Genomic DNA, 26106 nt, shown 5'->3' on the forward strand with positions numbered 1-26106 from the left:
AATTTTTTGGTTTTATGTCAAAATTTGGAGAACTAATAAATGCTCAAGTTCCAGTGTTAATTGATTTTTACACAGATTGGAATGAATCTTCAGTTTCTATGCATCCTGTTATTAAGGACGTAGCCGCTGCGCTTGGCGATAAGGCCAAAGTAATCAAAATTGATGTAGATAAAAATCAGGAACTAGCAGAAGCACTTCGTATTAAAGGGCTTCCAACTTTAATGATTTACAAAGAAGGGCAAATGATCTGGAGGCAATCTGGAGAACTTGATGCCAATACTATAATTGGAATTGTTCAGGAACAATTTAACGTCTAAATAACTTCTCTTTTTGATGTTATTTAGTGAATAATGTCAAACTTATATCCATTTTCTTTTAAAAAATGAAGTGTTCGAGGCAAAGCAAATCTTAGATTTGGAGAAGCTTTAATACTGTCATGAAAAACAATTACGCTGCCAGATTTTACATTTTTGGTTACATTTTCAAGGCATTTTTCTGGAGTAATGCTTTGATCAAAATCTGCGCTTAAAACATCCCACATAACTATTTTGTAGCCTAAACTTCTAAGAATTTTAGATTGTGCTTTTTTGATTTTTCCATAAGGAGGACGGAATAATAAGCGATGAGGAGCTTTTTCTTGTTCATCTAAAACAGCAGCACAGTTTTTTACATTTTCAATATAATCATTTGTGTGGATTTTCCATCCATTCACATGATTCATGGTGTGGTTGCCAATTGAATGTCCGTCAGTAATTAACTTTTCAAATAAAGCCAGATTCGCTTTAATATTTTTTCCGATGCAGAAAAAAGTAGCTTTTGCATCAAATTTTTTTAATTCAGATAAAACCCAGTCTGTAATTTCTGGAGTTGGGCCATCATCAAAAGTGAGGTATATTTTCTTTTCATTGTTAGGAATGTCCCAGCAATATTTAGAAAACACCTTTTTAATAAATGCGTTAGTTTTTACCCAATAGAAGCTCATTTTGAATTAAAATTGTATTAGTACGTATAAAATTAAAAAATGCAGCGCTATTTATCAAACAGCGCTGCATTTTTTTAATAAGTAAGATTTTCGTATATTATTTATTCTTTTTCACGTCCAAAACGCTCAAAAACATTTACGTAAGTGTTAAATGTAGTTTTGTGTTGGTTGTAAAAAGCAGTGTCTTTATTATCATCCATTACATGTAGCAAGCTTCTGTAACGCTCAATATCTGTAATAATATCTACAGCTAAATCAGTTTGGTCAGAAGGAGTCAATGTGCTGTAATAGTTTAGATTCTCTTTGTATTTCTGAACTAGTTTATTTAAAAGATCTTGCGCTTTGGCTTTCTCTCCAACTTTGTAATAGCCATCAGCAAAAGCTTCAACTAATGAATAATACCCATATTTGTCCAAAGGCATTTTGGTCATTGCTAAATTGATTACGTTTTTAGCCTTGTCAATTTTGCCTTCTTCAATAAGCTGATTCATTAATCTAGAAAGATTAGTACGGTAAGTAATACTGTTTCTTCTAGTTTCAGGATCATGATAAATATTTCCATTGCTATTTCCCCAATCCCATTTCATTAAAATATCGTACATTTTATCTGCATCAATTTGTCCCATATCTAATGGTCCGCCATCTTTAGAAGGAGTATTTTTTACTGGAACTAATTTATAAACCATTCCGTCCAATTGCAGATAATCTTTTAACCATAAATAATCTTCATCATCAAAAGCACCACCGCTAAAGTAAATTGGTCTCTTCCAGTTGTTATTTGCTAAAATATCAAGCATCATTAAACGGTTTTTGTATAATGCGCTTCCTTTGATGTCAATATCTAAGTAAGGAACAATAGAATCGTAATATTTAGGATTAACTACTTTATTCTGAATAATAGTGTTTTTATCCACATTTACTCTAATCTTGTTCGTTGGATAGAAATGAATGGTTTGCCCATTTTGTAAACCAACAGTCGATTTAGGGTTTTTAATGAAATCGATAAAATCTTTAATGTTCCAACGTGTATCAATTTTCTGAATGTACGCCGTGTAATCTAAATTATCCCCGACATATTGACTATGTACGAAAGAAATTGGCAACGGATTTGATTCGTAAGACTTCGCTTTCATTTGATCAATGTACCAGTCTGTCATAAATAAACTCGTATTTACAATCTTAACATCTGTTCTAAAATGCTCGATTTCTTGAGCATACCAAAGAGGGAAAGTGTCGTTATCTCCAATCGTGAATAAAATAGCATCTTTATCGCAAGAACTTAAATATGCTTTTGCCATTGCAACTGCTGTATATCTTCCAGATCTATCGTGATCATCCCAGTTTTGAGAAGCCATCAAAATTGGTGCAGCCAATAAACTTCCAGCAATAACTACTGGTCCAGCAATTTTTGGAGCCAGATATTTGTATAAGCTTTCATAAAGCGAATAAACACCAAATCCGATCCAGATGGCAAAGACATAGAAGGAACCTACAAGAGCATAATCTCTTTCTCGAGGCTCAAAAGGTCTTTCATTTAAATATATTTTTAGTGCAATTCCTGTGAATAAAAACAAAGCCAAAAGAACATAGAAGCTCTTTAAATCTTTGTTCGCATGGTACATGATACCAATTAAACCTAAGATAAAAGGAAGAAAATAATAAGCATTACGTCCTTTGTTGTTTAAAACATCTGTTGGCAGATTGTCTTGAGAACCTAAATGAACAGAGTCTAAAGCTTTGATTCCGCTGATCCAGTTTCCATCCAAATTATCATATTTACCTTGCTGATCATTTTGGCGTCCAACGAAATTCCACATTAAATACCTCCAATACATGTATCCAAATTGATACTCAAACATAAAACTGAAGTTGTCTGCTGTAGATGGTTTTTCGATAAGTAAATATTCGCCGTAGCTTCTTAAGAATTTTACGTAACCTTCGTTATCAATTTGTTTTTGAGCGTAAGCTTTTCTAAACTCAGAAACTGTTTTTTCAACCTCATTACGCAATTGAGCAGTAGCTTTGTTGTACTCATCTTCGCTTAATTGGCTAGCATCGATTCCGTATTTTGCCAAATCTTCATCATAATTATGATTTGGATCGATTCTGAATTTCGGAGGATTTGTAAAGTTGATATAGTTTTGAATGTGACCTGTTTCTGTGCTCCACATTCTTGGCAGAATTGCTTTCTGATTGTCATCAGAATTTTGTTCTGCATTTTTATAATTATTGGTAATAATGTATTTACCTGTTTTATAATCTCTTTCGTAGTTTGGTTTTTTGTCTAAATAAGGTGTTTTAGCATCAAGACCAGCGAAAAGTTCAGTGTATTGAGGGCCATAAAACAAAGGATTTACTCCATATTGCTCACGATTATAATAAGCTAAAACCTCAGTAGCATCAGATGGTTTGTTTTCGTTAATAACTGTGTTAGCGTTTGCACGAACAGGTAGCATTAACCAAGTTGAGAAACCAATTAGGATGAATAAAATACACAATATAATAGTGTTGTAGAATATTAAGCCTTTTTGTCTTGTATATTTTAATCCAAAATAGAAGAAAGCAATAAATAATAATGCTACAAAAATAGTTCCTGAATTAAATGGAAGTCCCATGCTGTTTACCATGAAAATTTCGGTTTTTCCGAAAAATGCCATAGTCAATGGAAGAAGTAATTTAAAAATAAATAACAAGATTCCAATAACGACTACATTGGCAATTAGAAAGTTTTTGATCGTAACTTTTTCGTAGTGTTTGAAATAGTATAAGAATCCAATAGATGGAATAGTTAAAAGAGCCATAAAGTGAACTCCAAATGAAAGACCGACAACCAACGAAATAATTAAAAGCCATTTGTTTCCTTTTGGTTTGTCCATGTCTTGCTCCCAGCGTAAACCAAGCCAGAAAAGCAATGCAATTAATAAAGAAGCCATTGCATAAACTTCGGCTTCTACAGCATTAAACCAAAAACTATCTGAAAATGTATATGCTAAGGCGCCTACAAAAGAACTTCCTAAAATAACAATCGAATTGTTTTGGTCAATCTCAGCAAAACGAGTTACAATCTTTTTCAAGATCATAGACGATGACCAGAACATAAATAATATGGTAAATGCACTAGAGAAAACAGACATCATGTTAACCATTAGAGCCACATGCTGAGCATCTATTGCAAACATGGCAAAAAATGCACCCATCATCTGGAAAAGCGGAGCTCCCGGCGGGTGACCTACTTCGAGTTTAGCTGCGGTAGCAATATATTCTCCGCAATCCCAAAAGCTCATTGTAGGTTCTACTGTTAATGTATAAGTTATTAAAGCGATTGCAAATGCAAACCAACCAATAATTGTATTCCATTTATTGAAATTGAATTGTGCCATATTTAGGTGTTAAAAATTTGAATGTTTTTCTATCCTACAAAGAAAATGTTTTTTTGCTTAAAGAAACGAGCATTAACAAAAAATTCTATAATTCTATAAGTGTAAAGTAATATCTTGGCAGTGAGGTGTTTTTGAAGTTGAAGCGTTTTTTAATGTGAAAAAAATCAAAAAAAATGATTTTTTTTGTTCAAAAAGTTTGCACAAACTAAATAAAGACTTAAATTTGCACTCGCTTAACTGCACTGCTGGTCTATGGTGTAATGGTAACACTACGGTTTTTGGTGCCGTCTTTCTAGGTTCGAGTCCTAGTAGACCAACAGAAAAGTCTCTCAGAAATGAGAGACTTTTTTTTATTTAAAAAAGTTTCGTTTAAAATTTGCATAAATTAAATAAAGTTTTAATTTTGCACCCGCTTAACCGCACTGCTGGTCTATGGTGTAATGGTAACACTACGGTTTTTGGTGCCGTCTTTCTAGGTTCGAGTCCTAGTAGACCAACAGAAAAGCCTCTCAGAAATGAGAGGCTTTTTTTATGCTTTAAATTCTGGCTGTTTTTTAACCGCAAAGTGCGCTAAGATATACACAAAGTACGCAAAGATGTTTTTAGGGTATGTAAAATCCGTAAAGTGTTATAATTTGTAAAGCCTTCTTTTGTTTTAAATATAGTCCGTGGTTTTAACCACGGGAGATTTATTGCGAAAAATGTATTCTGGGAGGTCTATTGTGGAAGGTTCTATTTATGATTTAAAGAAGAAGGAACGATTCCGAATTTCTTTTTAAATGAAAATGAAAAATGTGAAAGATCTTCAAAGCCAACTCCAATATATACTTCAGATGGCGGATTTCCTTGGCTAATTAAATAATAAGCTTCTTGAAGTCTTTTGTTTAAAAGCCATTTTCCAGGCGTTTGCTGAAATACTTTTTCGAAATCTCTTTTAAATGTGGCTAAACTTCTTCCTGTGAGATAAGCAAACCGCTGCATTTGAACATTAAAGTGGAAGTTTTTATTCATAAAGGCTTCTAGGTCAATTTTTCCTGGCTCGTTAAAATCAAATAATAGGTCTTTTAGTTCTGGATTTATTTTTAGTAAAAGATGAATGGCTTCTTTAATTTTTAAATTGAATAAAGCCTCGTTGTTTTCTTGTTCTACTTCAAGGTAAGAAATCAACGATTCCATGAAAGATTTGTAAAGTGGGTGAGGAGCTAATGAAAACATAGCTTCTGAATCGGATTTTTTATCTGATTTTAAATTGTATTCTTTGCTGATTTCTCTTAAAATTTCTTGATCGAGAAAAAGGGAAATCGTTTTGAATTCTCCTCCTGCTGGTGGAATTTTAGTAAACTTAGCTAAATGGTTTCGTCTGCTGAAACGGAAGTCTCCAGGTTTTGAATGAAAAGTATTTTGATTGTCTATAACAATCATTTCGCCAGAAATCTGATAGCTAAAAACATGTTCGGGTATAAAATGTTCGCCCTCTCGACTGCGAGAGTAATAGCAGGAGTAGAGTATTTTTGGCTTTGTATATTGTTTTGTGCTCATATTGTAAAAATACTAAAATCTGGAAATCTTTAGATGTAAAGACTTCCAGATTGATGAGGGTTATTTTGGCTGAATTAGTGCTCTTGGTTCTAAGTAGGCATCTAGGCCAAGTGTTCCAAATTCACGTCCGATTCCTGATTGCTTAAATCCGCCAAAAGGAGCCATTGGATCGTGACCGATTCCATTAACTTGTACACGACCAGCATTAATTTGTGAGGCGACGTTGTAAGCTCTTTTTAGATCTGATGAACTTACGTATGCTTGTAATCCGTAAGTAGTGTCATTGGCGATTTCAACTGCTTCTTCTTCTGTTTTATAAGTGATGATGGATAAAACAGGACCAAATATTTCTTCTCTTGCAATTCGCATTTGATTCGTTACGTTGATTAAGACTGTTGGTTTAACAAAATTTCCGTTTTCTAGTCCTTCTGGTTTTCCTAATCCACCAATTAGTATTTCGGCACCTTCGTTGATTCCAATTTGAATATAGTCTTGAACGCGGTTAAACTGTTTTTCGCTAACCATTGGTCCGACTGCGGTATTTGGATTTTTAGGATTGCCAACAATGAAGTTTGGGATTGTTTCTTTTATAAGAGATTTTACTTCGTCTAATTTGTCTTCTGGAATTAATAATCTAGTTCCAGCAATACAAGCCTGTCCGCTATTCATAAATGCTGCTCCAAGTGCAAGCGGAATGGCTTTTGAGAAATCGGCATCGTCTAGAATAATGTTTGGAGATTTTCCGCCAAGTTCAAGAGTGACTCTTTTCATGGTGTTGACAGCTTCTTTTGCAATTGTTTTTCCAACATTGGTTGATCCTGTGAAAGATATTTTAGCAATGTCTGGATTTCTGCTTATTTCGGCACCAACAACTTCGCCTAATCCATTTACGATATTAAATACGCCTTTCGGAAGATTTGCTTCATGAAGACATTCAGTAATTAATTGCGTTTGTTGTGCGCTCATTTCGCTTGGTTTAATTACGGTTGTGCATCCTGCTACAATTGCTGTAGATAATTTGCTGCTGATAAAGCCATTGCTTGAGTTCCATGGAATGATAATTCCCACAACGCCGATAGGTGCCATTTGAACTTCAGATTCTCCCATTGTTTTAATAAAATCGTATGAATTAAGGAGATTTATTGATGAGTCAAAACCTTTTAACATGTAGTCGTAGCTTATACTTGCAAATTGAAATGTGCCTCCGTATTCCTCTACCATTACATTAATAAAATCGTCTTTTCTTTTTTCGATAGAAGATTTAATGTTTTTGAGGTATTGAATTCTTTCTGAAACTGTTGTTTTTGAGAAAGTTTTGAAGGCGTTTTTTGCTGCTTCGATTGCTTTTTGGGTGTCTTCTATGTTGCCTAAAAGGGCCTTTCCTAATTTTTCGTTTGTTGTGGGGCTGATAAGGTCAAAATATTCTGTTCCTTGTGGAGTAACAAATTCTCCATTAATGTAAATTTTGTCTATTGTTTTCATTTTGTTCTTTTTTTAATGAATTTTTATTTGACAAAGTTCTGTATTAAATGTACTTATGGTTTTGTTGTGAGGCTCAGATGAACTTTGTTGAAAAGCTCATTTTTTTTACATTTTTATAAAAAAAAGCTTCCCGTTTGAGAAGCTTTGAAAAGTAAGGTGAATTATGTTAGATTTTTAATGTTATAACGGGTTTGATGGCATGATTAACTAAGCCTTCGCTTATGCTTCCGTTGAAGAAGTGTGCGAAACCAGTTCTTCCATGTGTGCACATTCCGATAACATCGGCATTTATTCTATTGGAGAAATTTATAATTCCTTTTTCAATATTGGTGTCGTTGTAGATTTGAGTGGTGTAATTAGTGATGTCAAATTCTGCGACAAAATCACTCATTGCTTTTTCGCTTACGTGAGTTGGCTTGAAGCTGTTGGGTGTGCAAATGGTAACTAAGTGTAATTTTGAATCAAATAGCTTGGTAAAATTTAAAAGTTTTTCAAATGGTTTTTTTGCTTCTTCAGAGAAATCAGAGGCAAAAACAATATTAGAAGCATTAAAATTTGGAATATTTTTCTTGATGACTAAAACGGGTATTTCGGAATTTCTTACTACTTTTTCGGTATTAGAACCTATTAATAATTCTTCGACTCCAGAAGAGCCATGAGATCCCATGATAATTAGATCAATATTGTAATCTTTGCTTATTTGTGTAATGCCGTGTATTGGTTTGTCCATTTTTACAATCTCGGTTACAGGGATTCCTTTTAGGTATTCTCTAGAGGCAACTTCATCGAGAGTTTCGTTGGCTTTCTTCATAAAAAGCATCGTTTCGGGAATGCTTGCTCCGCCTACTATCGCATCGTTTGATTGCTGTGGCAATTCAAGCATGTGAAGAAGAATGATTTCGGAATTGTTCTTTTTTGCGATTTGAGAGGCAACTCCTAAGGCGTCTTCTGCGTGTTCGGAGAAGTCGGTAGGTACTAAAATTCGTTTCATGATTTTGAGGGTTAAAATGGGAATAATTCTGTGTTTTTAATACTCTTATAAAGATATGGAATTATTTTAGAGCAATCAATTTATTTGATTTATAAAAAAAACACTATATTTGCACTGTTATTTATTAAAATCTAAATAATGAGGGGACTAAGTGTCCCCTCTTTTTATAAAATTATGACATTTAAAGAAAAAGTAAACGGATTAATTACAGAAGCTCTTCTGGAAAAACCATCAGTCTTTTTGGTTGATTTGGCAGTTTCGGATTCTTTTAAAATTAGTGTTGGTTTAGACGGAGATAATGGAGTGGCGCTACAAGACTGTATTGACATTAGTCGTGCAATCGAGAATAATCTGGATCGTGAAGAGCAGGATTTTTCGCTTGAAGTAGCATCGGTTGGAGTAGGAACTCCTTTGAAAATGATAAGACAATACAAAAAAAATGTTGGTAGAACGTTGATTGTTACCACAAATACAGAAAAAATTGAAGCAGAATTAGTAGAAGCTAATGATGTTTTTATAATTTTGTCTTGGAAAGCAAGAGAACCGAAAAAAGTAGGAAAAGGAAAAGAAACAGTTCAAAAAGAGCAACAAATACCTTATACAGAAATTAAAGAGGCAGTTGTTACGGTAACATTTTAATTTTAATTAAAAAATTCGCATGGAAAATTTAGCATTAATCGATTCATTCTCAGAGTTTAAAGATAATAAACTTATTGATCGTGTAACGCTTATGGCAATTTTAGAGGACGTATTTAGAAATGCATTAAAGAAAAAATACGGTTCAGATGAAAATTTCGATATCATTATTAATCCTGATAAAGGGGATATGGAAATTTGGAGAAGAAGAGTAATTGTTGCCGATGAGGATCTTGATTTTGAAAATGAGGAAATTACATTGACTGAAGCAAGAAAGATTGAAGCGGATTTTGAAATTGGTGAAGAGGTTTCTGAAGAAGTAAAGTTGATTGATTTAGGAAGAAGAGCTATCTTAGCGCTTCGTCAGAATCTTATATCTAAAATTCACGAACACGATAATACAAATTTATACAAACAGTTTAAAGATATTATCGGGGATATTTATACAGCAGAAGTACATCATGTGCGTCCAAGAGTAGTTATCTTGGTTGATGATGAAGGAAATGAAATTGTGCTTCCAAAAGAAAAACAAATTCCATCTGACTTTTTCCGTAAAGGAGATAATGTTCGTGGAATCATTGAAAGCGTTGAATTAAAAGGGAATAAACCTCAGATTATTATGTCTAGAACTTCAGAAAAGTTCTTGGAAAAATTATTTGAGCAAGAAATTCCAGAAGTTTTTGACGGATTAATTACTGTGAAAAACGTAGTTCGTATTCCGGGTGAAAAAGCAAAAGTAGCTGTTGATTCTTATGATGATAGAATCGATCCAGTTGGAGCTTGTGTGGGAATGAAAGGTTCTCGTATTCACGGAATTGTTCGCGAATTAGGAAATGAAAATATTGATGTAATCAATTATACAAACAATATTCAATTATTTATAACAAGAGCTTTAAGCCCTGCAAAAGTTTCTTCTATCAAAATTGATGAAGATAACAAAAGAGCTGAAGTGTTCTTGAAATTAGAAGAGGTTTCTAAAGCAATTGGTAGAGGTGGTCACAATATCAAATTAGCAGGTCAATTGACAGGTTATGAGCTAGATGTTATTCGTGAAGGAGATGTTGCCGGTACTGTTGCAGATGAAGACGATGTTGAATTAACAGAGTTCTCTGATGAGATCGAAGAGTGGGTAATTGAAGAGTTTGCAAAAATAGGTTTGGATACTGCAAAAAGTATCTTGAAACACGACGTAGAAGATTTAGTAAGAAGAACAGACTTAGAAGAGGAAACTATTCTAGATGTTATGAAGATACTAAAAGAAGAGTTTGATAATTAAGCAATAGCTTACATCTGCTCTAACAACACAACGAAAAAGGTAATAATAAAAAGGTTATATGTCTGAAGAGAGAGTAATAAGAATAAACAAGGTTTTAAGGGAATTAAATATTTCGTTAGAAAGAGCTGTAGATTATCTGAAAGATAAGGGAATTGCTATTGATGCAAATCCAAATGCAAAAATTTCTGACAGTGAATTTAATATCCTTCAAAGCCAATTTGCGGGCGATAAGGGGAACAAGGAGGCTTCTAAAGAGGTTGGAGAAGAAAAAAGAAAGGAAAAAGAAGCATTGCGTGTAGAGCGTGAAAAAGAAATTGAAGACAAACGCAGACAAGAAGAAGAGCGTCAAAAACAGCAAGAAATAATTAAAGCAAGAGCAGTTGTTTCTGGTCCTGTACAAGTTGGTAAAATTGACTTGAATCCAAAAAAACCTGCGATTACTCCTTCTGAGGAAACAGCTAAGGTTGAAGAGCCAAAAGTTGTTGCTGCGCCTGTGCAGCCAGAAAAACCTGTTCAGAATGAAACAGTGAAATCTGAACCAGTTGTTTCAACTCCTGTTTCTGAAACAAAAAAAGAAGAACCTATTATTACTGAGAAAAAAGAAGTTAAAGCAGAATCTAAAGTTGCTCAGGAGCCAATCGTGTCTACTGATCCGACAACTTCAGAGGAAACTATTACTACTCAATATCAAAAGCTTACAGGAACAACTCTTACAGGGCAGACAATTGATTTATCTCAATTTAATAAGCCTAAGAAAAAGAAAGAAGATCCTAAAGCGGCTCAGAATAAACCTGGGACTCCTGGAGTTGGTAATAATAACAACGCAAATAAAAATAAGCGTAAAAGAATTGGTCCAAAGCCGGGTACACCTGGTGCGCCAAAGCCTGCTACAGGTAATGCGCCTGGTACTCCAAATCAAAATAAGCCGGGTCAAAATAACAATGGTGGAGGTTTTAATGCTAATAGAAGCCAAAGGCCAGGTTTTGTAAAAGGAAACCGTCCTGCAATTGTAGCTAAAGTTGAGCCTACAGAAGAAGAAGTAAAAAACCAAATTAGAGAAACTCTTGAAAAACTTCAAGGTAAAGGAGGAAAATCTAAAGCGGCAAAATATAGAAGAGATAAAAGAGAAACGCACCGTCAGAAATCTGATGATGAGCAAAGAGCGCTTGATGAAGGAAGTAAAACAATCAAAGTTACTGAGTTTGTTACTGTAGGTGAAATTGCAATTATGATGGATGTGCCGATTACTAAAGTAATTGGAACTTGTATGTCTCTTGGAATCATGGTTACCATGAACCAGCGTCTAGATGCTGAAACATTAACTATTGTAGCAGATGAATTTGGTTACGATGTTGAATTTATTACAGTTGATATTGAAGAAGCAATAGAAGTTGTAGAAGATAGAGAAGAAGATTTAGTAACAAGAGCGCCAATTGTGACAGTAATGGGTCATGTTGACCACGGTAAAACATCTTTACTGGATTATATCCGTAAAGAAAATGTAATTGCTGGTGAGTCAGGAGGTATTACACAGCACATTGGAGCGTATGGAGTTACTTTAGATAATGGTCAAAAAATCGCATTCTTAGATACTCCAGGTCACGAGGCGTTTACTGCGATGCGTGCACGTGGAGCTCAGGTTACCGATATAGCTATCATTGTAGTGGCGGCAGATGATGATATCATGCCACAAACAAAGGAGGCGATTTCTCATGCACAAGCTGCGGGAGTGCCAATTATATTTGCAATCAATAAAATTGATAAACCAAACGCGAATGTTGATAAAATTAAAGAGCGTTTGGCTGGTATGAATTTACTTGTTGAAGATTGGGGTGGAAAAATTCAGTCACATGATATTTCTGCAAAAGTTGGAACAGGAGTAAAAGAATTATTGGAGAAAGTTTTATTGGAAGCTGAAATTTTAGATCTAAAAGCAAATCCAAATAAAGCGGCTCAAGGAACTGTTGTTGAGGCTTATTTAGATAAAGGAAAAGGATATGTGTCTACTATCTTAGTACAACAAGGTACTTTGAAAATTGGAGATTATATGCTTGCTGGTAAGCATCATGGTAAAGTTAAAGCAATGCATGATGAAAGAGGGCATACGGTATTAAGTGCTGGTCCTTCAACTCCTGTGTCTGTTTTAGGTTTGGATGGAGCAGCAACTGCAGGTGATAAGTTTAACGTTTTTGAAGATGAGAAAGAAGCAAAACAAATTGCATCTAAACGTTCTCAATTAATGCGTGAACAATCTGTACGTACTCAAAGACATATTACGCTTGATGAAATTGGACGTCGTATCGCTCTTGGCCAGTTTAAAGAATTGAATGTTATTCTTAAAGGAGACGTTGATGGATCTGTTGAAGCATTATCGGATTCGTTCTCTAAACTTTCAACAGAAGAAGTTCAAATCAATATCATTCATAAAGGTGTTGGAGCAATTACAGAAACCGATGTTAACTTGGCTTCTGCATCAGATGCAATCATTATTGGATTTAATGTTCGTCCTGCTGGAAATGCTAGACAGCTTGCTGATAAAGAAGAAATCGACATTCGTTACTATTCTATTATTTATGCCGCTATCGATGACTTGAAAGATGCGATGGAAGGAATGTTGGCGCCAGAAATGAAAGAAGAGGTTTTAGGAACAGCTGAAATTCGTGAGATTTTCAAAATTTCTAAAGTTGGATCAATCGCCGGATGTATGGTAACTGATGGTAAAATCTTGAGAGCTGCTAAAATTAGAGTTATTAGAGATGGAGTTGTAGTTCATACAGGTGAGCTAGTCGCTTTAAAACGTTTCAAAGACGACGTGAAAGAAGTAACTAAAGGTTATGATTGTGGTATACAGATAAAAGGATTTAATGATATTGAAATTAATGATGTTATTGAGTCTTACCATGAAGTAGCAATCAAAAAGAAATTGAAATAAGATTCAATTAATATATTTAAAAGTCTCAATGTGAATTGGGACTTTTTTTTGTGTTTATAAATTTGAGTTGTGATGCTTTAGAATGTTTTGAGGCAAGTGTGTATTTTTAGTTTGTGTGAATTTTAGTAAGTTGAATAAAAATTAACGTAATATGAAAAATAGACTCTACTGGATAATTGTGTTTATTTGCTTTTCTGCTTTGTTTTTTGCTCAAGAAGTTATAGAAAAAAGCAGTTTCGCCTGCTGGTAATACCTTAAAAAAGGATTATTGCGGAGAAGAGGTTTTAGGTGCTTTTATTAATGGTGTGATTACTGTAGCAGATCAGAAAAGATTTAAAAGCTACAAATAAAATGGAAAAAGTTGTTGTTAGGGGAGAGGTAATGGGTGTTTGTCCTAAAAAAGGATACTGAGTAAATATAAAGGCGGCAGACGGAGCGTCTTTCTTTGTTAAATGAAGAGTTATTCGTTTTTTGTTCCTATAGCATTAAAGGTTAGAAATTTGGTTTTAGGGGCTGGTACAGAACGAAAAATAACATCTGTTGAAGAGTTGAAGCGTTATGCAAAAGATGCTAAAAAATAAAGCAGGAATAAATGCTGTTAAAACCCCTAGAGAAGAAAATCGTTTTTTGGCAGGCGGAATTAAAGTTATAGATTAGGTTAGGAGGTTGTAGTGTAAAGTTTTTGGAATTCTTGAAATCTATAGCAGATTGATCTTTGTTTGATATGTGGAGATGTGGTATTTTAAAGGCAATAAAAAAGCGAGAAGTAAATCTCGCTTTTTTTGTTTTTCTACGTTTTACTTTCCGGGCTTAAGTAGGAAAACGCTTTTGTATCTTTTTTTAATTTCTGCCAAATTTCTCTCGGCTTCTATTCTGGTTTTAAAATTTCCAACAATTACTTTGTAATTAGGTGTGCTGAAAATAATCGTTCCGTCAATATTTGAATTTTCTCTTTTAAAATCAGATAACGTTTTTTTTGCCTCGTCGCTTTTACCGCTAAATATTTGAATCCTATAAGTGTCATTTGTATTTATTGACGTGTTAATTTTGCGTTTCTCATTAAGTAACTGCTCAAATTTAGGGTCTTGGTTCAATGTTAAATTTTGGTCTTGAGCATTAATATTGTGTGCGAAAGCAATCGTTGTAATTGTTAATAAAAGGTTTTTTGAAGGGCTTAAAATTCTCATAATGTGATGGTTTTTATGCAAAAATACTATTTAAAGTTTGAGTGTGAAATTTTAATATTATTTAGAATTGATATAAATTGATAATTAAGACTATTTTAAGGTTTTGAGAATAGTTCATAAGTCGTATTTTTGTGCAAGTTTTAAAAGAGGGTATAGGTTTTTACTGGATTTAGTACAGAAAAAATCATACCAAAAATTAGTAGACAATTATTTATACTATATGAAAAAGGTGGGTAACCATAATTCGATCTCAAGAAAATTGCTGTTTGGCTTATCGCTAACGTTAATTTTCTCCCTAACTTCATTTGCTCAAGATGCTGCTGCTCCGGCGGCGCCTGAGGCTGCTGCGGCTGCTCCAGCTGCAGGAGGCGGTGATCCAGTAAAAGGGAAGGAACTTTTTAATGCAAATTGCGCTGCATGTCACAAATTAGATGCTAAATCAACTGGTCCTGCTTTAAGGGGAGTTGCTTCTAAGCATGATATGGCTTGGATTTACAAGTGGGTGCATAACAGTTCTGACATGATTAAGTCAGGTGATGCTGTTGCTGTTAAACTTTTTGAGGAAAATAACAAAGCTGTTATGACTTCGTTTCCTCAATTGTCTGAAGGAGATATTGATAATATTATAGCTTACACTTCTGAGCCTAAGGCTGAACCAGCTGCGGCTGCGGGAGGTGCTGCAACTCCTCCTGGTACAAGTGTTCAGGACGGTGCTATTTCAAATAACATTATTTTAGGAGCTCTTGCTCTTGTAATGGCTATTTTAGTTGTGATGTTGTTTATGGTAAACAAGGTTTTAACTAAAGTTGCAAATAAAAATGGTATTGAGGTTGCTCCAAAAGAAGCAAGACTTCCAATCTGGAAAGCTTTCGCTAAAAATCAATTCTTGGTTTTAGTAACTGCAATTTTCTTGCTTTTAGCTAGTGGTTATTTTGTTTATGGGTACTTAATGCAAGTAGGTGTAGATCAAAATTATGAGCCAATTCAGCCAATTCACTACTCTCACAAAATTCACGCTGGTGATAATGAAATCAATTGTAAGTATTGCCACTCTGCTGCTCGTGTAAGTAAAACAGCTGGTATTCCTTCTTTAAATGTTTGTATGAACTGTCATAAAAACATTTCAGAGGTTGCAGAATCAACTGCTACTCCAGAGTACAGCAAAGCTTTCTACGATGCTCAGATTCAAAAATTATATGATGCTGTTGGATGGGATAAGACGAAACAAGCTTATACTGGAAAAACACAGCCTGTAAAATGGGTTCGTATTCACAACTTGCCTGACTTTGTTTACTTCAACCACTCTCAACACGTTTCTGTTGCAGGTATTGAATGTCAAACTTGTCACGGACCAGTGCAAGAATTTGAAATTATGAAGCAGTACTCTAAATTAACAATGGGATGGTGTGTTGATTGCCATAGAAAAACTGATGTTAAGATGGAAGGTAACGCTTACTATGACAAAATTCATGCTGAACTTTCTAAAAAATACGGTGTAGAAAAATTAACTGCAGCGCAAATGGGAGGTTTAGAGTGTGGTAAATGCCACTATTAATCGATTTATTAAGATTTTAATATATATATACAATGTCATCAAACAAAAAATACTGGAAAAGTGTTGAAGAGCTAGAAAATAGCTCTATTGTTGAGGCGCTTAGAAATAACGAATTTGTTGAAGAGATTCCTACTGATGAGTTTTTAGGTAATGCAGAAGCTTTAGCTACATCAGGAACTTCACGTCGTGACTTTTTAAAGTACGTAGGGTTTAGTACAGCGGCTGTAACATTAGCTGCTTGCGAAGGTCCTGTTCACAAGTCTATCCCTTATGTATTACAACCAGAACAAATCATTCCTGGTGTTGCAGATTATTATGCAACTACAGTTTTTGATGGATTTGATTTTGCTAATCTTTTGGTGAAAACTCGTGAGGGTCGTCCAATTAAAATTGAAAACAATACAATTGCAGGAGCTAAGTTTTCTGCAAATGCTAGAATTCATGCCTCTATCTTAGGTTTGTATGATAGTACTCGTTTAAAAGAGCCAAAAGTAGATGGTCAAAATTCTTCTTGGTCAGCTGTTGATTTGAAAATCAAATCTAGTTTAGCAGATGCAAAAGCTAAAGGCGGACAAGTAGTGTTATTAACTAATACTTTAGCAAGTCCATCTACAGAAAAATTAATTGCTGAGTTTATTGCAAAAAATCCAAACGCTAAGCACGTTGTATATGATGCAGTTTCATCATCTGAGGCTTTAGATGCTTTTGAATCTGTTTATGGTCAAAGAGCTTTAGTTGATTACGATTTTTCAAAAGCTTCTTTAATTGTATCTGTTGGAGCTGATTTCTTAGGAGATTGGCAAGGTGGAGGATATGATACTGGATATGCACAAGGACGTATTCCTCAAAACGGAAAAATGTCTCGTCACTTTCAGTTTGAGTCAAACATGACATTATCTGGAGCTGCTGCTGATAAGCGTGTTCCAATGACTGTAGCTGCTCAAAAGCAAGCTTTAGTTCAAATTTATAATATTGTTGTAGGTGCTTCTGTTCCTGTAGCTTTAGAAGGAAACTTTAAAGCTGAAGTAGTAAAAGCTGCACAACAGCTTAAAGCTGCTGGTTCAAAAGGAGTTTTAGTATCTGGAATTGAAGATAAAAATGCTCAATTATTAGTTTTGGCTATCAATCAAGTATTGGCTAGTGAAGCTTTTAGTACTGCTGGAGCTAGACAAATTAGAAAAGGTTCTAATGCTGTAGTTGCACAGTTAATTAAAGATTTGAATGCAGGCAGTGTTCATACTTTAATTATGAGTGGAGTTAATCCTGTTTACACTTTAGCTGATTCAGCTTCTTTTGTATCTGGATTGAAAAAAGTTAAAACGTCTGTTGCTTTTTCATTAAAAGAAGACGAAACTGCATCAATTGTTTCAATTGCTGCGCCAGCTCCTCACTACTTAGAATCATGGGGAGATCTTGAACTTACAAGCGGAACATATAGCTTAACTCAGCCTACAATCCGTCCTATTTTCAATACAAAACAATTTCAAGATGTTTTATTGTCAGTAAACGGTGCTGCTGGTACTTATTATGACTACTTAAAAGCAAATTCTGGAGCTTATACTGCAGGTGCTTCTTGGAATAAAGTATTACATGATGGTGTAGCTGTTCTTGGATCTACAGCATTATCTGGAGGCGCTATTGATGCTGCTACAGCTGCAAATGCTGTTGCAAAATCTAAATCTGCTGGTGAGTTTGAATTAGTATTATATACTAAAACAGGACTAGGAGATGGACAACACGCTAACAACCCTTGGTTACAAGAGTTTCCAGATCCAATTACAAGAGTTTCATGGGATAACTACGTTACAGTTTCTAATGCAGATGCTAAAAAACTTGGTTTATCAAACGAAATTGTTGCAAATGGAGGTTTGAACGGTAGTTATGCTACAATTACTGTTGATGGAGCTAAATTGGAGAATGTTCCAGTTATCGTTCAGCCAGGTCAAGCAGTTGGAACTATCGGTCTTGCTCTTGGTTATGGACGTAAAGCGGCTCTAAAAGAAGAAATGCAAGTAGGTTTAAATGCTTACGCTTTATATAAAGGTTTCAATAATGTTCAATCAGTATCTATTGCTAAAGCTGGTGGTGTTCATGAGTTTGCTTGTGTTCAAGGTCAGAAAACTTTAATGGGTAGAGGAGATATTATTAAAGAAACTACTTTAGAAATATTCAATACTAAAGATGCTGAACATTGGAATGAAAAACCAATGGTATCTTTAGATCACCAAGAAGTTGAGGCTACTACTGTAGATCTTTGGGAATCATTCGATCGTACAACAGGGCACCACTTCAATCTTTCAATTGACTTAAATGCTTGTACTGGATGTGGGGCTTGTGTTATTGCTTGTCACGCAGAAAACAACGTTCCAGTTGTTGGTAAAGCAGAGGTAAGAAGAAGCCGTGATATGCACTGGTTGCGTATCGATAGATATTATTCTTCTGAAAGCACTTTTGAAGGTGATAACGAAAGAAAAGAGGGAATCGCTGGTTTATCTAGTTCATTATCTACATTTAATGAAATGGAAAAAGCTGGAGATAATCCACAAGTTGCATTCCAACCTGTAATGTGTCAACACTGTAACCACGCACCTTGTGAAACAGTTTGTCCTGTTGCTGCAACTTCTCACGGTCGTGAAGGTCAAAACCATATGGCTTACAACAGATGTGTTGGTACTCGTTACTGTGCAAACAACTGTCCATATAAAGTACGTCGTTTTAACTGGTTCTTATACAACAAAAACAGCGAGTTCGATTATCATATGAACGATGATTTAGGCCGTATGGTGTTAAATCCTGACGTTAACGTACGTTCTCGTGGTGTTATGGAGAAATGTTCTATGTGTATCCAAATGACACAAGCAACTAAATTGAAAGCTAAAAACGAAGGCCGTCCAGTTAGAGATGGTGAATTCCAAACAGCTTGTTCTAGTGCTTGTTCTTCAGGAGCGATGATATTTGGTGATGTAAATGATAAAGAAAGTAAAGTTGCTAAATTAGCGGCTGACGAAAGATCATACCACTTATTAGAGCATGTAGGTACAAAACCTAATGTGGTTTACCATGTTAAAGTTAGAAATACTTAGTAAAATTATTAATTAAGAAACAATATAAAGGATTATGTCGTCTCACTACGAAGCACCCATTAGAAAACCTTTAGTTATAGGTGATAAATCTTATCACGATGTAACTGTAGATGTAGCAGCACCTGTTGAGGGACCTGCAAACAAGCAATGGTGGATTGTATTTTCAATCGCATTAATAGCCTTCCTTTGGGGGTTAGGTTGTATAATTTACACCGTATCTACCGGTATCGGAACATGGGGATTAAATAAAACAGTTGGCTGGGCTTGGGATATTACTAACTTCGTTTGGTGGGTTGGTATTGGTCACGCCGGAACATTAATTTCTGCGGTATTATTACTTTTCCGTCAACGTTGGAGAATGGCCATCAACCGTTCTGCTGAAGCAATGACTATTTTCTCAGTAGTACAAGCGGGTCTTTTCCCAATTATTCACATGGGACGTCCATGGTTAGCATATTGGGTATTACCTATTCCAAACCAATTTGGATCTTTATGGGTAAACTTTAACTCACCTTTACTTTGGGACGTATTCGCGATTTCAACGTATCTTTCAGTATCATTAGTTTTCTGGTGGACTGGTTTGTTACCTGACTTTGCAATGCTTCGTGATAGAGCTATTACTCCTTTTAACAAAAGAGTTTATTCTATCTTAAGTTTTGGATGGAGCGGTAGAGCAAAAGACTGGCAACGTTTTGAAGAAGTATCTTTAGTATTAGCTGGTTTAGCTACTCCACTTGTACTTTCTGTACACACGATTGTATCTATGGACTTTGCTACTTCTGTAATTCCTGGATGGCATACAACAATTTTCCCTCCATACTTCGTTGCTGGAGCGGTTTTCTCTGGATTCGCGATGGTAAACACATTGTTGATCGTTATGAGAAAAGTATCTAACCTTGAGGCATACATCACATTACAGCATATCGAGTTAATGAACATCATTATTATGATTACTGGATCTATTGTAGGTGTAGCTTACATCACTGAGTTATTTGTAGCTTGGTATTCAGGTGTAGAATATGAGCAATATGCATTCTTAAACAGAGCTACTGGACCTTACTGGTGGGCATATTGGTCAATGATGACATGTAACGTGTTCTCTCCTCAGTTTATGTGGTTCAAAAAATTAAGAACTAGTATCATGTTCTCATTCATTATTTCGATTGTAGTAAACATCGGTATGTGGTTTGAAAGATTCGTAATTATTGTTACTTCTTTACATAGAGATTACCTTCCATCTTCTTGGACAATGTTTTCACCAACATTTGTTGATATTGGAATTTTCATTGGAACAATTGGTTTCTTCTTCGTATTGTTTTTATTATACTCTAGAACATTCCCTGTAATTGCTCAGGCAGAGGTTAAAACAATTTTGAAAGGAACAGGAGATAATTACATTAGAGAAAGAGCAAACAGTAAAGATTCACATCATGAGTAATAAAGTTATATACGCCATTTATAATGACGATGACGTTTTGATGAGTGCAGTAAAGAAAACTAGAGCTGCTCATCATCATATTGAAGAGGTTTTTACTCCATTCCCGGTTCACGGATTGGATAAAGCCATGGGATTAGCACCAACAAGATTAGCAATATGTGCTTTTTTATATGGATGTGTTGGTATTTCTGTTGCAACAACTATGATGGGGTACATCATGATTCATGACTGGCCACAGGATATTGGAGGTAAGCCAAGTTTTAGCTTCATCCAAAATATGCCTTCTTTTGTGCCAATTATGTTTGAGATGACTGTGTTCTTTGCAGCTCACTTAATGGTAATTACTTTTTATATGAGAAGTAGATTATGGCCTTTTAAAGAAGCTGAAAATCCAGATGTAAGAACAACTGATGACCACTTTTTAATGGAGGTTGCTGTAAATGATAACGAAGCTGAATTGGTTTCTTTCTTTGAAGGAACTGGAGCTGTGGAAGTTAAAGTAATAGAAAAGAATTAATTGTAGCTATGAAAAGGATATATAAAATAACACTTTTAGTTGGTATAACTATTTTAGTTTCATCTTGCCACAATAATTCGGCACCGAACTATCAGTATTTCCCAAATATGTATGAGTCTGTTGCTTACGAGCCATATTCAGAAGCAAAAATATTTAAGGGAGGAAAAGAAGGACAGCTTCCTGTTGCAGGAACTATCAATAGAGGTTTTGAACCTTATGAATATGAAAATTCAACTGCTGGTTATGAATTAGCAAAAGCTAATTTAAAATCACCTTTGACAGAAGAAGAGAGAAACTCTGGAAAAGGGAAAGAACTTTTCGAAATTTATTGTATTAGCTGCCATGGTGCTGCTGGTAACGGTAAAGGTAAATTGGTTGAAAGAGAGAAATTTCTTGGAGTACCTAGCTATAAAGACAGAGAGATCACTGAAGGAAGTATCTTTCATGTTGAGACTTATGGTTTAAATGCAATGGGTTCACATGCAAATCAATTAAGTGCTCACGAACGTTGGTTAGTTGCTGACTATGTTCTGAAACTAAAAAGCCAATTATAATTGTTGAACAAACTGATCGTAATAGATATGTATACATTTTCAAGTAAATTAAAAACTTTTTCTATCATCTTAATGGCTGTTGGTCTATTAGGAATTGGGTATGGTTTTTTAAGTGCACCAAAAGATATTCAAGAAGTTGAAAAAATACTTGCGGCAGATGAACATGGTTCTCATGGCGCTGCGCATGAAGAAAAAGCGGAGGCATCTCATAAAGAGGCTGGTCATCATGAGGCTGCTGAAGTTGCACATGACTCTCACAAAGGAGCTGAGCATGCAGAAGTTTCTGGTGCAAATGAGCACGAAAAACATTTAGAACACGTATTGCACCAATTGCAAAATAAGCCTTGGTCTGCTGTATATGTAGCTTGTATTTTCTTTTTACTGCTTTCAATGGGAGTTTTAGCTTTCTATGCTATTCAACAAGTTGCGCAAGCAGGTTGGTCTCCAGTTTTGTTTAGAGTTATGCAAGGTATAACTGCTTATTTACCAGCTGGTTCTATAATCTTCTTTATACTTTTAGTATTATGTGGATTACATTTTAATCACATCTTCGTATGGTTAGGAGAAGGCGTAACTGATCCTAAAAGCCCGAATTATGATGCCATCATTGCTGGGAAATCTGGATATTTAAACTTTCCTTTCTGGATCGCTAGAGCTTTTATCTTTTTATTAGGATGGAATATCTACCGTCATTTTTCTAGAAAAAACTGTTTGGCACAAGATGAAGCTAATGACGATCTTTACTACAAAAAGAACTTCAAAGCATCTGCAGGATTCTTAGTATTCTTTATCGTTTCTGAGTCTATTATGTCTTGGGATTGGATTATGTCTTTTGATCCACACTGGTTTAGTACTTTATTTGGATGGTATGTATTTGCTTCTTTCTTTGTAAGCGGTATTACATCTATTGCATTAGTAACAATTTATTTAAAATCAAAAGGATATTTAGAGTATGTAAATACAAGTCATATCCATGATTTGGCTAAGTTCATGTTTGGTATTAGTGTATTCTGGACTTATTTATGGTTCTCTCAATTTATGTTGATTTGGTACGCTAACATTCCAGAAGAGGTAACTTATTTTGTGACAAGAATTCAATTATATAACCTTCCTTTCTTTGGAGCGGTTGTTATGAACTTTGTTTTCCCATTATTAATATTAATCAATACTGACTTCAAACGTCTTAACTGGGTTGTTGTTATGGCTGGTATTGTAATATTATTAGGTCATTATGTTGATTTCTTTAATATGATTATGCCTGGTACTGTAGGAGACAAATGGTTTATTGGAGTTCCTGAAATTGCATCGATTCTTTTCTTCTTAGGTCTATTTATATTTGTTGTATTTACTGCATTAACTAAATCTCCTTTGCTTGCAAAAAGAAATCCTTTCATTGAAGAAAGTAAACATTTTCATTATTAATATTTAAAGAAGTAAACAGATGACAAGTTTGTTGGTAATTATAGTTTTAGTTTTATTAGCAGTTGCACTATGGCAATTGACGAAGATATTTGATCTTACTCAGGTAGGAACTTCTTCGGATGATTCACAAGTTGCATCTGATAATGATAATAATATTCAGGGATATATTATGTTTGGCTTTTTGGCTTTCATTTATATATTTACTATTTATGGTTTACTAAAATGGGGTAATTTGGCACTTCATACTCCTGCTTCTGAGCACGGACTTTTAGTAGATAATTTAATGAATATTACTTGGGTTTTAATCTTTATAGTTCAAGTTATTACACAAGGTTTGCTTTACTGGTTTTCTTTTAAAAATAGAGGGAATAAAGATAAAAAAGCATTGTTTTTTGCAGATAGTAATAAATTAGAAGCAATCTGGAGTATCATTCCATCTGTTGTTTTAGCTTGTTTAATTCTTTATGGATTATATGCTTGGAATAACATTATGTTCGTTGATAAAGATGAAGATGTAATCGAAATTGAATTATATGCTCAACAGTTTAAATGGACAGCAAGATACGCTGGGCAAGATAATGTATTAGGAAAAGCAAACGTACGTTTAATTGAAGGAGTAAATACATTAGGAGTTGATATGTCAGATCCAAATGCTCAAGATGATATCGTAGTTTCAGAATTGCATATTCCTAAAGGTAAAAAAGTTCACTTTAAAATGCGTTCTCAGGATGTATTGCACTCTGCTTACTTTCCTCACTTTAGAGCACAAATGAACTGTGTTCCTGGTATGGTTACTGAATTTGCTTTCGTTCCAACTTATACAACTTCAGAGTACAGAGAGTTACCATTTATGGTAGAGAAAGTAGCGCACATCAATAAACTTAGAGCTGAAAAAAGTGCTGAGTTAGTTGCAAAAGGAGGTACAGCTTTAGATCCTTATACATTTGATTATTTATTATTATGTAATAAAATCTGTGGAGCTTCTCACTATAACATGCAGATGAAAGTTGTAGTTGATACACCAGAGGATTACAAAAAATGGTTAAGTGAAAAAACTACTTTAGCTCAGGATATTAAAGCTGCAAAAGCTGCTGAAAAACCAGCTGAAGGAGCTGCACCAACTACAGCAGATACTGCTGCAAAAGTAATTGACACTGTTAAAACTGTTGTTGATACTGTTAAAGCGGCTGTAGCTAAAGTTGCGATGAAATAATATTATTAAGAAAATTTAAAGTACAAATATATGTCAGCAGAAGCGCACGGTCACGATCACGGACACGATCACGAGCACGAACATCATCATAAAGACACGTTCATTACTAAATATATTTTTAGTATTGATCACAAAATGATTGCTAAACAATACTTGATTACTGGTATTGTTATGGGAGTAATTGGGATTGCAATGTCCTTGCTTTTTAGAATGCAATTAGCGTGGCCAGAAGAGTCTTTCAAAATATTTAATGTTTTATTAGGAGATAAATTTGCACCTGATGGTGTAATGGCAAATGATATTTATCTGGCTTTAGTTACAATTCACGGTACCATCATGGTATTCTTTGTACTGACGGCAGGTTTAAGTGGAACGTTTAGTAACTTATTGATTCCGCTTCAAATTGGAGCACGAGATATGGCATCTGGATTTATGAATATGATTTCATACTGGTTGTTTTTCTTATCTGCAGTTGTAATGTTATGTTCATTATTTGTTGAGGCTGGACCAGCATCTGCAGGATGGACGATTTACCCTCCTTTAAGTGCATTGCCGCAAGCAATTCCAGGATCAGGAACAGGTATGACATTATGGTTAGTGTCTATGGCGATTTTTATCGCATCTTCTTTGATGGGATCTTTAAATTACATTGTTACTGTACTTAACTTAAGAACTAAAGGAATGTCTATGACTAGACTTCCTCTTACAATCTGGACATTTTTTGTAACAGCTATCATTGGTGTTATTTCGTTTCCAGTTTTATTATCTGCAGCGTTACTATTGATTTTTGATAGAAGTTTTGGTACTTCATTCTTCTTATCTGATATCTATATTGCAGGAGAGGTTTTACACTACCAAGGAGGTTCTCCAGTATTGTTTGAGCACTTATTCTGGTTCTTAGGTCACCCTGAGGTTTACATCGTAATCTTACCAGCGATGGGTCTTGTTTCAGAAATTATGGCTACAAATGCTCGTAAACCAATTTTTGGTTATAGAGCGATGATTATGTCAGTTCTTGCAATTGCATTTTTATCTACAATTGTTTGGGGTCACCACATGTTTATTTCAGGTATGAATCCTTTCTTAGGATCTGTATTTACTTTTACAACTTTATTGATTGCAATTCCGTCTGCTGTAAAAGCATTCAACTGGATTACAACTTTATGGAAAGGTAACTTACAATTTAACCCTGCAATGTTATTCTCTATCGGAATGGTTTCTACTTTCATCACTGGAGGTTTAACAGGGATCATTTTAGGAGATAGTACTCTAGATATTAACGTTCACGATACATACTTTGTAATTGCTCACTTTCACTTAGTAATGGGTATCTCTGCACTTTACGGAATGTTTGCTGGTATTTACCACTGGTTCCCTAAAATGTACGGAAGAATGTTAAATAAAAACTTAGGTTATATCCACTTCTGGGTAACTGCGGTTTGTGCTTATGGGGTTTTCTTCCCAATGCACTTTATCGGATTAGCTGGTTTACCAAGACGTTACTATACAAATACTAACTTCCCATTATTTGATGATTTGCAAAATGTGAATGTTTTAATTACAACATTTGCTCTTGTAGGAGGTGCATTCCAGTTAGTATTCTTATATAACTTCTTTAGCAGTATTTTCTACGGTAAAAAAGCAGTTCAAAATCCTTGGAAATCTACAACTTTAGAGTGGACAACTCCAGTTGAGCATATCCACGGAAACTGGCCAGGAGAAATTCCTCACGTATATCGTTGGCCGTATGACTATAGTAACCCAAATCACGATGTAGATTTTGTTCCTCAAAATGTACCAATGAAAGAAGGTGAAGAAGTTTTACACCACTAAAAAATAATCAAAGGCTGTCAGAAATGACAGCCTTTTTTGTATAGTTAAAGTTTTAATCGTTCAGTTTTGCTATTTTACAAACTGAT

General features: G+C 34.7%; 19 protein-coding genes and 2 tRNA genes. 15 read left to right on the forward strand and 6 right to left on the reverse strand.

What is annotated here, in order from left to right:
• Positions 1-14 precede the first annotated feature (14 nt).
• Positions 15-317: a thioredoxin family protein gene (locus tag AC5ZCW_RS20345; protein WP_008466807.1), complete on the forward strand. Its 303-nt coding sequence runs from the start codon at positions 15-17 to the stop codon at positions 315-317.
• 23 nt (positions 318-340) lie between these two features.
• Here the strand turns inward: AC5ZCW_RS20345 and AC5ZCW_RS20350 are convergent, their stop codons facing one another.
• Together AC5ZCW_RS20350 and AC5ZCW_RS20355 are read right to left on the reverse strand one after the other, a co-directional pair.
• Positions 341-982, reverse strand: coding sequence for a polysaccharide deacetylase family protein (locus tag AC5ZCW_RS20350; RefSeq protein ID WP_111379249.1), 642 nt, complete (start codon positions 980-982; stop codon positions 341-343).
• Positions 983-1083: 101 nt separating this feature from the next.
• Positions 1084-4362 carry a glycosyltransferase family 117 protein gene (locus AC5ZCW_RS20355; protein WP_496121482.1) on the reverse strand — a complete coding sequence of 1093 codons (3279 nt, stop codon included), beginning with the start codon at positions 4360-4362 and terminating at the stop codon, positions 1084-1086.
• Between the two features lie 246 nt (positions 4363-4608).
• Between AC5ZCW_RS20355 and AC5ZCW_RS20360 the strand changes: the two genes are divergently transcribed.
• Together AC5ZCW_RS20360 and AC5ZCW_RS20365 are read left to right on the forward strand one after the other, a co-directional pair.
• Positions 4609-4679: transfer RNA gene (locus tag AC5ZCW_RS20360), tRNA-Gln, on the forward strand.
• Positions 4680-4788: 109 nt separating this feature from the next.
• Positions 4789-4859 (forward strand) — tRNA-Gln (locus AC5ZCW_RS20365).
• A 235-nt stretch (positions 4860-5094) separates the two neighbouring features.
• Here the strand turns inward: AC5ZCW_RS20365 and AC5ZCW_RS20370 are convergent.
• The 3 genes from AC5ZCW_RS20370 to AC5ZCW_RS20380 form a co-directional block, all read right to left on the reverse strand.
• Positions 5095-5901: an AraC family transcriptional regulator gene (locus AC5ZCW_RS20370; RefSeq protein WP_343544263.1), complete on the reverse strand. Its 807-nt coding sequence runs from the start codon at positions 5899-5901 to the stop codon at positions 5095-5097.
• 60 nt (positions 5902-5961) lie between these two features.
• Positions 5962-7383 (reverse strand): aldehyde dehydrogenase family protein, encoded by a 1422-nt coding sequence (locus AC5ZCW_RS20375; protein ID WP_496121484.1) that lies wholly within the window; start codon positions 7381-7383, stop codon positions 5962-5964.
• Between the two features lie 166 nt (positions 7384-7549).
• Positions 7550-8374, reverse strand: a complete 825-nt coding sequence (locus tag AC5ZCW_RS20380) for a universal stress protein (RefSeq protein WP_496121485.1) — start codon at positions 8372-8374, stop codon at positions 7550-7552.
• A 174-nt stretch (positions 8375-8548) separates the two neighbouring features.
• Here AC5ZCW_RS20380 and rimP point away from each other — a divergent pair, with 174 nt between their 5' ends.
• From rimP to AC5ZCW_RS20400, 4 genes are all read left to right on the forward strand, one after another.
• Complete coding sequence (rimP, locus tag AC5ZCW_RS20385; protein WP_162536295.1) at positions 8549-9013, forward strand: ribosome assembly cofactor RimP; 465 nt, start codon at positions 8549-8551, stop codon at positions 9011-9013.
• A gap of 19 nt (positions 9014-9032) precedes the next feature.
• On the forward strand, positions 9033-10286 hold the full coding sequence (nusA, locus tag AC5ZCW_RS20390; protein ID WP_095927936.1) for a transcription termination factor NusA: 1254 nt from the start codon (positions 9033-9035) through the stop codon (positions 10284-10286).
• A 58-nt stretch (positions 10287-10344) separates the two neighbouring features.
• Positions 10345-13218, forward strand: a complete 2874-nt coding sequence (gene infB / locus AC5ZCW_RS20395) for a translation initiation factor IF-2 (protein ID WP_496121486.1) — start codon at positions 10345-10347, stop codon at positions 13216-13218.
• A gap of 452 nt (positions 13219-13670) precedes the next feature.
• Entirely contained in the window at positions 13671-13799 is a 129-nt protein-coding gene (locus tag AC5ZCW_RS20400; RefSeq protein ID WP_496121487.1) for a DUF4920 domain-containing protein, read from the forward strand.
• Between the two features lie 216 nt (positions 13800-14015).
• Here AC5ZCW_RS20400 and AC5ZCW_RS20405 read toward each other — a convergent pair whose 3' ends face one another.
• Entirely contained in the window at positions 14016-14405 is a 390-nt protein-coding gene (locus AC5ZCW_RS20405) for an SPOR domain-containing protein (protein ID WP_281631144.1), read from the reverse strand.
• Between the two features lie 220 nt (positions 14406-14625).
• Here AC5ZCW_RS20405 and AC5ZCW_RS20410 point away from each other — a divergent pair, with 220 nt between their 5' ends.
• The 8 genes from AC5ZCW_RS20410 to AC5ZCW_RS20445 are packed head-to-tail and all read left to right on the forward strand — an operon-like array spanning position 14626 to position 26020.
• Entirely contained in the window at positions 14626-15960 is a 1335-nt protein-coding gene (locus AC5ZCW_RS20410; RefSeq protein ID WP_496121488.1) for a cytochrome c3 family protein, read from the forward strand.
• 32 nt (positions 15961-15992) lie between these two features.
• A complete protein-coding gene (locus AC5ZCW_RS20415; RefSeq protein WP_496121489.1) occupies positions 15993-19043 on the forward strand; it encodes a TAT-variant-translocated molybdopterin oxidoreductase in 3051 nt (1016 codons plus the stop codon).
• Positions 19044-19077: 34 nt separating this feature from the next.
• Entirely contained in the window at positions 19078-20481 is a 1404-nt protein-coding gene (gene nrfD / locus AC5ZCW_RS20420; RefSeq protein WP_008466839.1) for an NrfD/PsrC family molybdoenzyme membrane anchor subunit, read from the forward strand.
• Entirely contained in the window at positions 20474-20998 is a 525-nt protein-coding gene (locus AC5ZCW_RS20425; protein ID WP_111379238.1) for a DUF3341 domain-containing protein, read from the forward strand. Before nrfD ends, AC5ZCW_RS20425 begins: the two co-directional genes overlap by 8 nt.
• Before the next feature lie 8 nt (positions 20999-21006).
• On the forward strand, positions 21007-21552 hold the full coding sequence (locus tag AC5ZCW_RS20430) for a c-type cytochrome (protein WP_177210955.1): 546 nt from the start codon (positions 21007-21009) through the stop codon (positions 21550-21552).
• A gap of 27 nt (positions 21553-21579) precedes the next feature.
• Entirely contained in the window at positions 21580-22974 is a 1395-nt protein-coding gene (locus AC5ZCW_RS20435) for a quinol:cytochrome C oxidoreductase (RefSeq protein ID WP_248729363.1), read from the forward strand.
• A gap of 19 nt (positions 22975-22993) precedes the next feature.
• Positions 22994-24187, forward strand: coding sequence for a cytochrome c oxidase subunit II (locus tag AC5ZCW_RS20440; RefSeq protein ID WP_496121490.1), 1194 nt, complete (start codon positions 22994-22996; stop codon positions 24185-24187).
• Between the two features lie 30 nt (positions 24188-24217).
• The gene (locus tag AC5ZCW_RS20445) at positions 24218-26020 is read left to right on the forward strand and encodes a cytochrome c oxidase subunit I (protein ID WP_111368034.1); all 1803 of its coding nucleotides are present in this window, start codon (positions 24218-24220) and stop codon (positions 26018-26020) included.
• The last annotated feature ends 86 nt before the right edge of the window (positions 26021-26106 follow it).

The sequence above is a fragment of the Flavobacterium sp. PLA-DH12 genome, assembly GCF_059511845.1.

Coding starts and splice junctions, on each gene's coding strand:
- AC5ZCW_RS20345 (WP_008466807.1), top strand. CDS start 15: ATGTCAAAATTTGGAGAACTAATAAATGCTCAAGTTCCAGTGTTAATT.
- AC5ZCW_RS20350 (WP_111379249.1), bottom strand. CDS start 982: ATGAGCTTCTATTGGGTAAAAACTAACGCATTTATTAAAAAGGTGTTT.
- AC5ZCW_RS20355 (WP_496121482.1), bottom strand. CDS start 4,362: ATGGCACAATTCAATTTCAATAAATGGAATACAATTATTGGTTGGTTT.
- AC5ZCW_RS20370 (WP_343544263.1), bottom strand. CDS start 5,901: ATGAGCACAAAACAATATACAAAGCCAAAAATACTCTACTCCTGCTAT.
- AC5ZCW_RS20375 (WP_496121484.1), bottom strand. CDS start 7,383: ATGAAAACAATAGACAAAATTTACATTAATGGAGAATTTGTTACTCCA.
- AC5ZCW_RS20380 (WP_496121485.1), bottom strand. CDS start 8,374: ATGAAACGAATTTTAGTACCTACCGACTTCTCCGAACACGCAGAAGAC.
- rimP (WP_162536295.1), top strand. CDS start 8,549: ATGACATTTAAAGAAAAAGTAAACGGATTAATTACAGAAGCTCTTCTG.
- nusA (WP_095927936.1), top strand. CDS start 9,033: ATGGAAAATTTAGCATTAATCGATTCATTCTCAGAGTTTAAAGATAAT.
- infB (WP_496121486.1), top strand. CDS start 10,345: ATGTCTGAAGAGAGAGTAATAAGAATAAACAAGGTTTTAAGGGAATTA.
- AC5ZCW_RS20400 (WP_496121487.1), top strand. CDS start 13,671: ATGAAGAGTTATTCGTTTTTTGTTCCTATAGCATTAAAGGTTAGAAAT.
- AC5ZCW_RS20405 (WP_281631144.1), bottom strand. CDS start 14,405: ATGAGAATTTTAAGCCCTTCAAAAAACCTTTTATTAACAATTACAACG.
- AC5ZCW_RS20410 (WP_496121488.1), top strand. CDS start 14,626: ATGAAAAAGGTGGGTAACCATAATTCGATCTCAAGAAAATTGCTGTTT.
- AC5ZCW_RS20415 (WP_496121489.1), top strand. CDS start 15,993: ATGTCATCAAACAAAAAATACTGGAAAAGTGTTGAAGAGCTAGAAAAT.
- nrfD (WP_008466839.1), top strand. CDS start 19,078: ATGTCGTCTCACTACGAAGCACCCATTAGAAAACCTTTAGTTATAGGT.
- AC5ZCW_RS20425 (WP_111379238.1), top strand. CDS start 20,474: ATGAGTAATAAAGTTATATACGCCATTTATAATGACGATGACGTTTTG.
- AC5ZCW_RS20430 (WP_177210955.1), top strand. CDS start 21,007: ATGAAAAGGATATATAAAATAACACTTTTAGTTGGTATAACTATTTTA.
- AC5ZCW_RS20435 (WP_248729363.1), top strand. CDS start 21,580: ATGTATACATTTTCAAGTAAATTAAAAACTTTTTCTATCATCTTAATG.
- AC5ZCW_RS20440 (WP_496121490.1), top strand. CDS start 22,994: ATGACAAGTTTGTTGGTAATTATAGTTTTAGTTTTATTAGCAGTTGCA.
- AC5ZCW_RS20445 (WP_111368034.1), top strand. CDS start 24,218: ATGTCAGCAGAAGCGCACGGTCACGATCACGGACACGATCACGAGCAC.